This window comes from Pantoea sp. FN0305, from assembly GCF_050113845.1.
Taxonomy (GTDB): domain Bacteria; phylum Pseudomonadota; class Gammaproteobacteria; order Enterobacterales; family Enterobacteriaceae; genus Mixta; species Mixta alhagi.
The window spans coordinates 340,959-353,877 of sequence record NZ_JBNJSN010000004.1 but is presented as its reverse complement, the minus strand read 5'-3'; the positions used below and the strand labels follow the sequence as shown (position 1 = coordinate 353,877).

12 protein-coding genes and 3 tRNA genes are annotated in these 12,919 nt (G+C 51.8%); 11 read left to right on the top strand and 4 right to left on the bottom strand.

The genetic code is table 11. The annotated features are described in order from the left end of the window. Positions 1-125 precede the first annotated feature (125 nt). Complete coding sequence (gene gloA, locus ACQE3Y_RS10695) at positions 126-533, top strand: lactoylglutathione lyase (protein WP_085071815.1); 408 nt, start codon at positions 126-128, stop codon at positions 531-533. Between the two features lie 102 nt (positions 534-635). Beyond that, entirely contained in the window at positions 636-1,331 is a 696-nt protein-coding gene (gene rnt / locus ACQE3Y_RS10690; RefSeq protein WP_250652586.1) for a ribonuclease T, read from the top strand. Positions 1,332-1,396: 65 nt separating this feature from the next. On the opposite strand, the gene ACQE3Y_RS10685 is transcribed toward rnt, so the two are convergent. Continuing rightward, positions 1,397-1,732, bottom strand: a complete 336-nt coding sequence (locus ACQE3Y_RS10685) for a Grx4 family monothiol glutaredoxin (protein WP_208615362.1) — start codon at positions 1,730-1,732, stop codon at positions 1,397-1,399. A gap of 358 nt (positions 1,733-2,090) precedes the next feature. Here ACQE3Y_RS10685 and ACQE3Y_RS10680 point away from each other — a divergent pair, with 358 nt between their 5' ends. Then, a complete protein-coding gene (locus tag ACQE3Y_RS10680) occupies positions 2,091-2,909 on the top strand; it encodes a C40 family peptidase (RefSeq protein WP_426972702.1) in 819 nt (272 codons plus the stop codon). A gap of 57 nt (positions 2,910-2,966) precedes the next feature. Here the strand turns inward: ACQE3Y_RS10680 and ACQE3Y_RS10675 are convergent, their stop codons facing one another. Further along, complete coding sequence (locus ACQE3Y_RS10675) at positions 2,967-3,056, bottom strand: YnhF family membrane protein (protein WP_426972703.1); 90 nt, start codon at positions 3,054-3,056, stop codon at positions 2,967-2,969. A 283-nt stretch (positions 3,057-3,339) separates the two neighbouring features. Here ACQE3Y_RS10675 and purR point away from each other — a divergent pair, with 283 nt between their 5' ends. Further along, entirely contained in the window at positions 3,340-4,365 is a 1,026-nt protein-coding gene (gene purR, locus ACQE3Y_RS10670) for an HTH-type transcriptional repressor PurR (protein WP_085071820.1), read from the top strand. Between the two features lie 35 nt (positions 4,366-4,400). Here the strand turns inward: purR and punR are convergent, their stop codons facing one another. Further along, positions 4,401-5,309, bottom strand: coding sequence for a DNA-binding transcriptional activator PunR (gene punR / locus ACQE3Y_RS10665; RefSeq protein WP_426981622.1), 909 nt, complete (start codon positions 5,307-5,309; stop codon positions 4,401-4,403). 111 nt (positions 5,310-5,420) lie between these two features. Here punR and punC point away from each other — a divergent pair, with 111 nt between their 5' ends. Both punC and cfa read left to right on the top strand, forming a co-directional pair. Further along, positions 5,421-6,623 (top strand): purine nucleoside transporter PunC, encoded by a 1,203-nt coding sequence (gene punC, locus ACQE3Y_RS10660; protein ID WP_426981621.1) that lies wholly within the window; start codon positions 5,421-5,423, stop codon positions 6,621-6,623. A gap of 290 nt (positions 6,624-6,913) precedes the next feature. After that, positions 6,914-8,062: a cyclopropane fatty acyl phospholipid synthase gene (cfa, locus tag ACQE3Y_RS10655; protein ID WP_426981620.1), complete on the top strand. Its 1,149-nt coding sequence runs from the start codon at positions 6,914-6,916 to the stop codon at positions 8,060-8,062. A gap of 63 nt (positions 8,063-8,125) precedes the next feature. On the opposite strand, the gene ACQE3Y_RS10650 is transcribed toward cfa, so the two are convergent. Continuing rightward, positions 8,126-8,773 (bottom strand): riboflavin synthase subunit alpha, encoded by a 648-nt coding sequence (locus ACQE3Y_RS10650; protein ID WP_426981619.1) that lies wholly within the window; start codon positions 8,771-8,773, stop codon positions 8,126-8,128. 224 nt (positions 8,774-8,997) lie between these two features. Here ACQE3Y_RS10650 and ACQE3Y_RS10645 point away from each other — a divergent pair, with 224 nt between their 5' ends. The 5 genes from ACQE3Y_RS10645 to pykF all read left to right on the top strand — a co-directional run bounded on the left by ACQE3Y_RS10645 (position 8,998) and on the right by pykF (position 12,754). Then, on the top strand, positions 8,998-10,371 hold the full coding sequence (locus ACQE3Y_RS10645; protein ID WP_426981618.1) for an MATE family efflux transporter: 1,374 nt from the start codon (positions 8,998-9,000) through the stop codon (positions 10,369-10,371). Positions 10,372-10,509: 138 nt separating this feature from the next. Then, positions 10,510-10,586, top strand: a tRNA-Val gene (locus ACQE3Y_RS10640). Between the two features lie 4 nt (positions 10,587-10,590). Next, positions 10,591-10,667 (top strand) — tRNA-Val (locus ACQE3Y_RS10635). 11 nt (positions 10,668-10,678) lie between these two features. Next, positions 10,679-10,755, top strand: a tRNA-Val gene (locus tag ACQE3Y_RS10630). 586 nt (positions 10,756-11,341) lie between these two features. Then, complete coding sequence (gene pykF / locus ACQE3Y_RS10625) at positions 11,342-12,754, top strand: pyruvate kinase PykF (RefSeq protein ID WP_426981617.1); 1,413 nt, start codon at positions 11,342-11,344, stop codon at positions 12,752-12,754. Positions 12,755-12,919: the final 165 nt, after the last annotated feature.

Sequence of the window (12,919 nt, the reverse complement as noted above, 5' to 3'; positions counted from 1 at the left end):
TAAAAAAACCTGTTTTCAAGAAGACCGGTCTACTCATTATTGGCCGGCACTCCCGGTTGGCCATAGACGGCTATACTAAGCTTTTTTGACCGTCATCGGATGATGACACCCTTTTGGAGACTATTATGCGCTTACTTCATACTATGCTGCGCGTTGGCGATATGCAGCGCTCACTTGATTTTTACACCCGTGTGCTGGGCATGCGTCTGCTGCGTGAAAGCGAAAACCAGGAATATAAATACAACCTGGCGTTTGTAGGCTACACCGACGAAAGCGAAGGCGCAGTGATTGAGCTGACCTATAACTGGGGCGTTGATCAATATGACCTCGGCAACGCCTATGGTCATATCGCGCTTGGGGTAGACGATGTTGCCGCCACCTGCGAAAGAATTCGTCAGGCTGGTGGTAAGGTGACCCGAGAAGCTGGCCCGGTGAAAGGCGGCAGCACCATTATCGCCTTTGTAGAAGATCCGGACGGTTATAAAATCGAACTGATTGAAAATCAACATGCCGGGCATGGCCTCGGCAACTAAGTTTTTCAGGGCGCCTGGTGGCGCCCTGCTTTTTCCCGCTGCTGCAACCCCTGTGGAAATTTGCCATAATGCGCGCTGCATTTTTTCGCCAATGAGATCCTGATGTCTGAATCGAAACAACTGAACGCTTTATCTGACCGCTTCCGCGGGTTTTATCCGGTAGTGATTGATATTGAAAGCGCCGGATTTAATGCCAAAACCGATGCACTGCTGGAAATTGCCGCCGTTACATTGAAAATGGATGAAGAGGGTTGGTTACAGCTTGACCAGACGCTGCATTTTCACGTAGAGCCTTTTGAGGGCGCGATTCTGCATCCGGAGGCGCTGGCGTTCAATGGTATCGATCCTGATAATCCGCTGCGCGGCGCGGTTAGCGAATACGATGCGCTGCACGCTATCTTTAAGCAGGTGCGTAAAGGCATGAAAGATCAGGGCTGCAATCGGGCTATCGTCGTGGCGCATAACGCCAATTTCGATCACAGCTTTATGATGGCTGCCGCCGAACGTACTGCATTAAAGCGTAATCCTTTTCATCCTTTCGCCACCTTCGATACCGCCGCCCTGAGCGGGCTGGTGGTCGGCCAGACGGTGCTGGCGAAAGCCTGTAAGGCGGCGGGCGTCGCTTTTGACGCCAGTCAGGCGCACTCGGCGCTGTATGATACCGAGCGCACTGCCGAACTGTTTTGCGAATTGGTCAACCGCTGGAAACGTCTGGGCGGCTGGCCGCCGCTGCCGGTGGCCGATGAGCAGCCCGTGGATGAACAACCTGTCGATGCAGAAATCAGCGACAGCGAATAAGCGTTAAGCAGCCATAAAAAAAGGGCGCCTGAGGCGCCCTTCGTGATTTAATGCGAGATAACAGCTTATTCCGCTTCTTTATATTTTTCGGCAGTTTCTTTGATCAGCGTCTGCAGTTCGCCGCGCTGGAACATTTCGATTACGATATCGCAACCGCCAACCAGCTCGCCATCTACCCACAGCTGCGGGAAAGTCGGCCAGTTAGCATATTTCGGCAGTTCAGCACGAATGTCAGGATTTTGCAGGATATCCACATAGGCGAAGCGCTCACCGCAGGCAGAAAGCGCCTGGACCGTTTGCGCAGAAAAGCCGCAGCTTGGTAACTTTGGCGAGCCTTTCATATAGAGCAGAATCGGATTTTCTGCGATCTGGCGTTGAATTTTTTCAACAGTACTCATAATTGCCTTCCTTAAATAGCATGCTTCGTGTCTATTGATTGTAGCGACTGTAGCGGGTTGCTGAAAACGACATTTTCTGTAAGGTTAAATAATGCAGGTTATTGTACCGGTTTATCAGGCCAAAATAACACCAGCCTGGGCGCTTTCCGCAGCGACGATTAATACCTGGCAATAAATTTGCTGAGATAAGCACCTGACTATGCTTATTTTTACATCTGTATGCATTTAAAGTTTATTTGATTAAAAAAGGCTTTATCTTTTCGGAAAAAGTTCGATTAGAATTGCCCACCAGGAGTCTGCCCTATGTGGCAGAAATAAGATTAACCTTGCGCTATCACTGCGCTTTGAGTGTAACCACACCATGCGTTTATTGATTACGCTTTTTATGCTGGCTATAGCTCAACTGTTTTTCAACGTTGCCCATGCCTCACCGCAGGCCCCGGTAAAGGCCAGTCAGCATAAAGTTGATAAAAAAGCCGCCCGTGACGATGACCGCCGCAAGCGTCGGACGGTAAAAACAACCAGTAAAAAAACCCGTACGGCCAGCGTTGAAAAAAACAAGGTAAAGAAAAAAAGCAAGCCGGCCGCCGTTGCCGCCGCCAGCGTAAAGAAAAGCCGCGCATCGGTGAAAACCGCCAGCGTGAAAAAAAGCAGCTTCAAGAAAAGCAGCAGCAAAAAAGGCACGCAGCGCTATGGTCGCCAGCGTGGCGATAAGAAAACGGCAGCGACCAGGCGCGGGCCGCTGGAGATGAGCAAGGCGCACCGTGAACGCTATCAAAAAGCGCGTGAAACCGCGATGAACAAACTGATGAGCCAGTTAGGGAAGCCCTATTTATGGGGAGGCACTTCACCCCATACCGGCTTCGACTGCAGCGGTCTGGTCTGGTATGCCTATAAAGATGTGGTAAAATTCAAGATCCCCCGCACCGCGAATGAGATGTATCATCTGCGAGATGCAGCGCCCATTAATCGTGAAGCGCTGGAAAAAGGCGATCTGGTGTTTTTCCGCATCAATAACCGTGGCGCAGCCGATCACGTTGGCGTCTATCTGGGCAATGGTCGTTTTATCCAGTCGCCGCGTACCGGTAAAGATATCCAGATTAGCCAGCTTAGTGATGATTACTGGCAGCGGCACTATGTCGGCGCGCGCCGCGTTATGACGCCGCGCACCATTCGCTAACGCGTTGCGCAATAAAAAAAGCCTGTCATGAGACAGGCTTTTTTTATTGCGCAACGCTCAGTGCATAACGGCAGTGAAACTAAACGCCATAATCATCAGCAATGCCATGACTGTGGTGCCTATTGATAGTTTCAAATCGGTGCTCATCTGGTCTCTCCTTTACCCACATAAAATGTAACGGTATAGATTTTCCCATACTCCCTGGTAAAAATCTCGTTTTCTTTGCGCCAGCTTGGTAGAATCCCCGCCTTGCGTTGCGCAACGACAAAAAACAACCGTTGGCACCCTTTTTTAAAGACGTCCCGCCTGTCAGACGTACCTCAGCCCGCATAATGACAACCTCAACGCGCGCTGAATAACGCCATGTGGACGCAAACGATTAACATTAGCCTTATCAAACTATTAGGATAGGCGCAGGAGTATCTTTTTAATGGCAACAATCAAAGATGTCGCGAAGCGTGCCGGCGTTTCCACCACCACGGTATCGCACGTCATCAATAAAACCCGTTTTGTCGCGGAAGAAACCCGTGAGGCCGTGTGGGCAGCCATCAAAGAACTACACTATTCGCCCAGTGCAGTCGCACGCAGCCTGAAGGTTAACCACACTAAATCGATCGGTCTGCTGGCAACCTCCAGTGAAGCGCCCTATTTTGCTGAAATTATTGAAGCGGTAGAAACGCGCTGTTTCGCCAGTGGCTATACCCTGATTTTGGGCAACGCCCATAACGATCTGCAAAAACAGCAGGCTTATCTGTCAATGATGGCGCAAAAGCGCGTGGATGGCCTGCTGGTGATGTGTTCAGAGTATCCTGAAGCACTGCTGAAAATGCTTGAGGAAAACCGCAATATTCCCATGGTGGTCATGGACTGGGGCGAATCCCGCGGCGATTTTACCGATACCGTGCTGGATAACGCTTTCGAAGGCGGCTATCTTGCCGGGCGCTATTTGATTGAGCGCGGTCATCGCGACATCGGCGTGATCCCAGGCCAGATGGAGCGCAATACCGGTAGCGGACGTTTTGCCGGCTTTGTAAAAGCGCTGAATGAGGCTAATATCCCGGTACGCGAAGAGTGGATTGTACAGGGTGACTTTGAACCTGAGTCGGGCTATCGCGCCATGCAGCAAATTCTGGCGCAAAAGCAGCGCCCTACCGCCGTGTTCTGCGGCGGGGATATTATGGCAATGGGCGCGATTTGCGCAGCAGATGAAATGGGGTTGCGCGTGCCGCAGGATATTTCGGTTATCGGTTACGATAATGTGCGCAACGCTCGCTATTTTACCCCGGCGCTGACCACCGTCCACCAGCCCAAAGAGCAGCTGGGCGAAACCGCCTTTGATATGCTGCTGGACAGAATTACCAGCAAACGCGAAGAGCCGCAAACCATAGAGGTTCATCCCACGCTGATTGAACGTCGCTCCGTCGCCGACGGCCCTTTCCGCGACTACCGTCGTTAATGTGATGGCTCAGAAAACCTCCTTTTCTGAGCCTACTACTCTTCACGCAGCCATTCCCGGTTGATTGTTTCCGTATCGCCAAGATAGTCCAGTAACCAGCGCAGCGCAGGTGAAGCGCTTTGCTCTGACCAGCTGACGCAACAGAAGCTGTCGGGGAAAGGCACCGGCAGCATCAGCTCCGTTAGCTGCCGGGCTTTAAGCAGCGGCGCGGCAAAATGACCGGGAACCATGCCCACGCACAGGCCGGCACGCAGGCAATCAAACGCGCTTTCCCAGTCCGGCACCACCAGCCGACGCTGATTATCCAGCGTCCAGGTCGTGCGCCGGGGCAACGCGCGGGAAGTATCTTCCAGCACCAGCGACGGCCACGGGCGAATATCATCCTCCTGTAGCGCGGTGGTGATGCTGGCTAAAGGATGATCAACGCTAACCACACAACGCCAGTTCAGCGCGCCCATATCGCGGAAGGCGAAGCGCCCTCCCACCGGGATCGCCTGTGTTGCGCCGATCGCCACATCAACCCGTTCATCCGCCAGCGCATCCCAGACGCCGTTGAAAACCTCCGGCGTGATCAGCAGCTCCATATCCGGAAAATGTCGGTAAAAATCCAGCACCAGCTGGCGGGTACGCTGCGGCTTAACGATGCGATCCACAGCAATGCTTAACTGCCCGCGCCAGCCGTTCGCTACCTGCTGGCACTGGCGGCGCGTGGCTAGCATTTTTTTGATAACAGCCCGCCCTTCACGAATAAAAAGCTCTCCCGCCTCTGTTAATACCACGTCCCGATGACGCCGTTCGAAAAGCGGCACCGCCAGCCAGGATTCCAGCTGACGAACCGTATAGCTGATAGCGGAGGGTACGCGATGTAACTCTTCGGCGGCGGCGGAAAAGCTGCCATTGCGTGCGACAGCATCCACCACTTCCAGTGCATATTCAGACCACATTTTTTGCCTGCAAAAATTTTGATATCAATCGGCAAATTTTAGCGTTTCACATTCAGAAAAACATCCTTTACCCTCGCGCCGTCTGTTCACCTGCTTATAAATGAGAAAGAGATGTCTGCTTCAAAAGGATTTATGCTCTATCTGGCGCTACTCAGCACGCTGGGTTTTCTGGCCACCGATATGTATCTGCCTGCATTTACTGCCATGCAGGCGAGTTTTCACACTTCCGCTGGCGTGATTAGTGCCAGCCTGACCGTTTTTTTAGGCGGCTTTGCCTGCGCTCAGCTTTTGTGGGGGCCGCTCTCCGATCGTTATGGTCGTCGGCCAATATTGCTGTTGGGCCTTACGCTGTTTGCGCTGGGCTGCGCAGGCATGCTGTGGGCGGATGCCACCTGGCAGATGTTGACCCTGCGCTTTATTCAGGCGGTGGGTGTCTGCGCGGCGGCGGTAAGCTGGCAGGCGCTGGTGGTTGATCGCTATCGGGGCGCACAGGCGAATCGGGTTTTTGCCACCATTATGCCACTGGTAGCCCTGTCGCCGGCGCTGGCGCCGCTGCTGGGCGCCTGGCTGCTCAGCCATTTTTCATGGCGCGCGATTTTTCTGGCGCTGTTTCTGGTTACGCTACCGCTGCTGTTCGCCACGGCAAACCTGAAAAAAACCGCGCCCGCTTCCGATCCATCGCGGCAACGCAGCGGTTTTTTCCGCCTGCTGACGTCTCGTATTTATAGCGGCAACGTGCTGATTTATGCTGCCTGTTCCGCCAGCTTTTTCGCCTGGCTGACCGGTTCGCCCTTTATTCTGCACGATCTTGGCCTCACGCCTGCCGATATTGGCCTGAGCTATCTTCCGCAAACCGTCGCGTTTCTGGTCGGCGGCTTTGGCTGCCGTTCGGCGCTGCAGCGCCGTAGCGGTCGTACGCTCCTGCCCTTCCTGCTGGTTTTTTACGCGCTAAGCGTTGCGGCGCTGTTTATGGTATCGATTAGCGGTCAGGTTACGCTCTGGGGTTTATTGATTCCTTTTTGCGGCATGGCGCTGGCAAATGGCGCGATTTATCCCATCGTGGTGGCTAACGCCCTGCTGCCTTTTCCGGATGACACAGGTAAAGCGGCAGCGCTGCAGAACTGTTTACAGCTGGGCCTCTGTTTTTTCGCCAGCCTGGCCGTCTCATCCTGGCTGACTCATCCATTATTGACCACCAGCACGGTTATGCTGTCGACCATTCTGCTGGTGGTGGTGGGTTACGCTTTACAGTACGTTGCGCGCCACAGCGCTGCGGACACAAAAAAGAGCGCCAGCGCTGATCTTAGCGATTAAACCTCGCGGCTTCAGGCATAGTTAGCAACCTAACTATTAGCCGTTGTATATTGCCTTGCGGGAGCATATACTCCTTGCAAGGCAGTGACTTATAATAATCAGCGTGTTTTTTCCCGGTCATCCTGCGCTTTTCAGGCGACAATGTCGTGCCTGGCCGGGCTTTCATTCAGTTTCAATCCTCTGTTTAACGTCGGATATCTGGCACACGGTCTTCCGTGAGATTTCTCACAATCCTGAGAAATTGACTATTCTCTTTCTCAGGTTCGTATCACACAGGTGATGGAGAAGCTATGAGTTCATCGTGCATAGAAGAAGTGAACCTGGAGGAAAACCATTGGTATCGTATCGTCCATGAAATGCTGGAGATGGCTGATATTGAAATCAACGGTAACCGCCCCTGGGATATTCAGGTAAAGAATCCTGACTTTTTTAAACGGGTTTTACAGGAGGGATCCCTTGGCCTGGGCGAAAGTTATATGGACGCCTGGTGGGATTGCGAACGCCTTGATATGTTTTTCCATCGCGTGCTGAAACACAAATTGGATCAACAACTCCCTCATCATTTTAAAGATACCTTGCGGATTGCAGCAGCGCGCCTGACCAATCTACAGTCAAAAAAACGCGCCTGGATGGTAGGCAAGGAGCACTACGATTTAGGCAACGATCTTTTTTCGCTGATGCTTGATCCCTTCATGCAATACTCTTGCGGCTACTGGAAAACCGCCCAAACGCTGGAAGAGGCGCAGCAGGCGAAGCTAAAAATGATCTGCGAAAAGCTTGCGCTGAAACCGGGCATGAAGCTGCTGGATATTGGCTGCGGCTGGGGCGGGCTGGCTGAGTTTGCCGCGCGTCATTATGGCGTCACGGTTGATGGCGTCACGATTTCTGCCGAACAGCAGAAAATGGCCCAGCTGCGCTGCGAAGGGCTGGACGTGAACATTTTGCTGCAGGATTACCGCGACTTAGATAACCAGTACGATCGGATCGTTTCGGTCGGCATGTTTGAGCATGTTGGCCCTAAAAACTATGCCACCTATTTCAACGTGGTCGATCGCAATCTCAAACCGGATGGTCTGTTCCTGCTGCATACCATTGGCGCGATTAAAACCAATATGGATGTTGATCCCTGGATTGATAAATATATTTTCCCCAATGGCTGTTTGCCGTCGGTACGTCATATTGCCGAAGCCAGCGAACCGCATTTCATTATGGAAGACTGGCATAATTTTGGCGCTGATTACGATACTACGTTAATGGCATGGTATGAGCGTTTTCTCGCGGCGTGGCCACAGCTTGCGGAGAAATATGGCGAGCGTTTTAAACGCATGTTCACCTATTACCTTAACGCCTGTGCTGGCGCGTTTCGTGCACGTGATATTCAGCTATGGCAGGTGCTATTTAGTCGCGGCATCGAAGGCGGATTACGCGTACCCCATTAACGGTATGCCGGGCAAATAAAAAAACAGGCAATCGGGTTGCCTGTTTTTTTATGGTGTGCCAGCTTATTCCGCGTTGTTTTGCAGCCTGGTCGCCAGCGCCGCATCACGTTGCGCCAGTACGCGTTCCACCGTATCCACAATCGCCTGCGTATGCGGATCGATTTCAATATTGACCCGCTGACCCAGCCTTTTTGCGCCCAGCGTGGTACGCATCAACGTCTCAGGAATAAGATGGACGCAAAATTTAGTTTTAGTGACATCGCCTACGGTCAGGCTGATGCCATCAATACCGATAAAACCTTTGTGAAGGATATATTTCAGTAGCGTGCTGTCCTGCGGTTTAAACCAGATCTCACGGTTGTTTTCCGCATTAATGATTTTGCTGATTTCCGCCGTGGTCATAATATGACCGGACATCAAATGACCGCCAATTTCGTCGCTAAACTTCGCCGCGCGTTCAATATTTACCGTATCGCCCGGCTGCAAATCGCCAAGATTAGTAATGCGTAACGTCTCTTTTACCAAATCGAAGCTGATCCGATCGCCATTAATTTCCGTTACGGTCAGACAGCAACCGTTATGCGCTACCGACGCACCCAGCTCCAGACCCGGTAATAACGCCTGCGGCATTTTAACAATATGAGTGCGAAAGTTAGTTTTTTCTTCAATGGCAACCACCTCTGCGGTGCCCTGCACAATTCCGGTAAACATAGATCGGCCTCAGTGAGTTTTTGCTGATATTAACATACTCTCCAACGCAGAGCAGGCCGGCAGAAGCGTGAAAAGCGCCACCCCGGTACCATAAAATGCGGTTTCCTTCACCGTCTGATGTGGTTATGATCCTGCACCAGCGTTGTGCATCATTATCTATTCTTAATTATCCTGTTCCTCTGGACACTATCTATCCATTTCTTAAAACATAAAAAGGTGTATACGTGCAGAAGTATGTGACAGAAGCGCGTCAATTACTGGCTCTTGCCATTCCGGTTATTCTGGCGCAGGTTGCGCAAACAGCTATGGGTTTTGTCGATACCATTATGGCGGGATCGGTTAGCGCGACCGATATGGCCGCCGTTGCAGTCGGCACCTCAATCTGGCTGCCCGCTATCCTGTTTGGTCACGGACTTATTTTAGCCTTAACGCCGGTGGTGGCGCAGCTTAACGGTTCCGGACATCGTGAACGCATCGCCAGTCAGGTGCGTCAGGCTTACTGGCTGGCGGCGATGGTCTCGGTGCTGATTATGATTGTGCTGTGGAATGCCGGTTATATGATCCATGCAATGCACGATATTGATCCCGCTTTAGCTGATAAGGCGGTGGGTTATCTGCGTGCGCTGCTGTGGGGCGCGCCGGGCTATCTGTTTTTTCAGGTCGCCCGTAACCAGTGCGAAGGATTATCAAAAACCAAACCCGGCATGGTGATGGGCTTTATCGGTTTACTGGTCAATATTCCGGTTAACTACGTGTTTATTTATGGCCATCTGGGCATGCCCGCCTTAGGCGGGGTTGGCTGTGGTGTTGCAACGGCATCGGTTTACTGGGTGATGTTTATCATTATGCGGTTGTGGGTGCGTCGGGCGCGCTCCATGCGCGATATTACTCTGCCCGGCTACTTCAGCGCCCCAGACTGGACGGTTCTGTCGCGGCTAACCCGTCTCGGCCTGCCGGTTGCGCTGGCGCTGTTTTTTGAAGTTACCCTGTTTGCCGTGGTCGCCCTACTGGTTTCTCCACTGGGCATCGTTAATGTTGCCGGTCATCAGATTGCGCTTAACTTTAGTTCATTGATGTTCGTCCTTCCGCTTTCGCTGGGGGTAGCAACAACCATTCGCGTCGGCTTCCGCCTTGGGCAGGGTTCGGTCGATGCGGCAAAAGTCGCGGCCTGGACCGGTCAGGGCGTGGGCATCATGATGGCTGCCGCGACGGCATTGTTTACGGTTACCTTCAGAGAGCAGATTGCCCTGCTCTATAATGATAATCCGCAGGTCGTTGCGCTGGCCGCGCAGCTCATGATGCTGGCCGCCCTCTATCAGTTCTCTGATTCCATTCAGGTGATCGGCAGCGGTATCTTGCGTGGTTATAAGGATACGCGCTCGATCTTCTTTATTACGCTGGTGGCTTACTGGGTGGTTGGCTTACCCAGCGGCTATCTGCTGGCGCTGACCGACTGGATTGTGCCGCCTATGGGCCCGGCAGGCTTCTGGTGCGGTTTTATTCTTGGGTTAACCTCAGCGGCAGTAATGATGCTGTGGCGCATTCGCCGACTGCAAAAATTACCGGCTGAACTGATCCTGAGCCGTGCGGCGCATTAAGTTAAACGCCCGCCGCGTCTAAAAAAACGGCGGGTCGCACAGTTGATGGGCAGTTGCGCAGAAAATTGCATGTTTCTGCTTGCCAGCGGTGAGCAGTGTCGCTAATATTCGTCCCCGCCGTCACCCAAGACGGCAGATGCGTTCTTAGCTCAGTTGGTTAGAGCACCACCTTGACATGGTGGGGGTCGATGGTTCGAGTCCATTAGAACGCACCAAAGTGCGTCCGTAGCTCAGTTGGTTAGAGCACCACCTTGACATGGTGGGGGTCGGTGGTTCGAGTCCACTCGGACGCACCAAAAATTACGTTGCGTTCTTAGCTCAGTTGGTTAGAGCACCACCTTGACATGGTGGGGGTCGATGGTTCGAGTCCATTAGAACGCACCACTCTCTTTGTATTCTCCCTTTTCTCTGTTTCTCTCATCAGCCTTGTTCTGTTTACGCCGGTTTTTCATCTGTACGGCTTACAGCAAGTGTAATTTTATTCATAATTTATCCCGCTAAAAAAAGTTTTTTATCAGCCAATTCAGCCTTAATAAAAATCCGCCATATCAGAACTTTCCTGGTATACAACCGGCATTCCGTCTGGATGCCCGAGACGATCTCTATCGCTAATTCCGCCCCGCGCAAAGGCAAAATACAGTTGCCGCAACGTCACTTTCCTTGATCTTGCACCAGCTGCTTCCACCCTTTTTGATTGGTTTTCGTATACTTAGCGTCTATACTATCCTTCGGTGTTTCACTTGAATGGTTTCAGCCAATTGACGTGCCCTTACCTACACTCACAACCAGTTGCGCAACTCGCCCACAGGGGCCACGGAACATCATCGCTCAACTTCCTCTGCACGCTTCATATCTGTCACCTATTCTTAGTTTGTATCGCAGTCCGCTCACTGAGCATGAATATTTCCCCGATGCACCAGGCATCGACCTCAAACCTTAATCATCCATCACAACTTACAGATAACTTGTCATGAAAAAGACCAAGATCGTTTGTACCATCGGCCCGAAAACTGAATCAGAAGAGATGCTAACCAACCTGCTGGAAGCGGGCATGAATGTTATGCGTCTGAATTTCTCTCACGGTGACTACGAAGAGCATGGTCGTCGTATCGCCAATATCCGCGCGGTTATGCAAAAAACGGGTCATCAGGCAGCTATCCTGCTGGATACCAAAGGTCCGGAAATTCGCACCATGAAACTGGAAGGCGGTAACGATGTTTCGCTGAAAGCGGGCCAGACGTTCACCTTCACCACCGATCAGTCCGTGATTGGCAACAGCGAGCGCGTTGCCGTGACTTACGCTGGTTTTGCTGCCGATCTGAAAATCGGTAATACCGTACTGGTCGACGATGGCCTGATCGGTATGGAAGTCACTGAAGTCACTGAAAACAGCGTGGTTTGTATCGTGCTGAACAATGGTGATCTGGGTGAAAACAAAGGCGTTAACCTGCCGGGCGTTTCCATTCAGCTGCCTGCGCTGGCTGAGAAAGATAAACGCGATCTGATTTTCGGTTGCGAACAGGGTGTGGATTTCGTTGCAGCCTCCTTTATTCGTAAGCGTTCAGACGTGCTGGAAATTCGTGAGCATCTGAAAAAGCACGGCGGCGAGCATATCCAGATCATCTCTAAAATTGAGAACCAGGAAGGCCTCAATAACTTTGATGAGATCCTGGATGCTTCTGACGGCATCATGGTTGCCCGTGGCGACCTCGGCGTGGAAATCCCGGTTGAAGAGGTGATTTTCGCGCAGAAAATGATGATCAAGAAATGTAATAAAGCACGCAAAGTGGTTATCACCGCCACTCAGATGCTTGATTCCATGATCAAAAACCCACGCCCTACCCGTGCGGAAGCCGGCGACGTGGCGAACGCCATTCTTGACGGTACCGATGCGGTCATGCTCTCTGGTGAAAGTGCTAAAGGTAAATACCCGCTGGAATCGGTACGCATTATGGCGACCATCTGCGAACGTACCGATCGCGTGATGAAATCACGCATTGATACGCTGAACGACAACCGCAAACTGCGTATCACCGAAGCGGTATGTCGCGGCGCAGTTGAGACCGCTGAGAAGCTGGAAGCCCCGTTGATTGTGGTTGCGACCGAAGGCGGTAAATCCGCGAAGTCGGTGCGTAAGTACTTCCCTGATGCTACCATTCTGGCGTTAACCACCAATGAAATCACTGCACGCCAGCTGCTGCTGAGCAAAGGCATTGAAGCGCGCGTAGTGAATGAGATCGCCTCTACCGATGATTTCTACCGTATTGGTAAAGAAATTGCGCTGGAGAGCGGTTACGGCCAGAAAGGTGATGTGGTGGTAATGGTCTCAGGTGCCCTGGTACCAAGCGGAACAACAAATACTGCTTCTGTACATGTACTGTAAATAATCACAGCCCTGCAGATAAAAGCGCCGTAAGGCGCTTTTTTTATTTTGTCGTAACGGTTATTTCCAAAAATTCCAATTGAAAATAACAATAAAATCTGCCTTTCAGGCAAGATAAAATCAATTAAATCTGACTGTTTTAACTTATTTTTTGGCATTATTGGC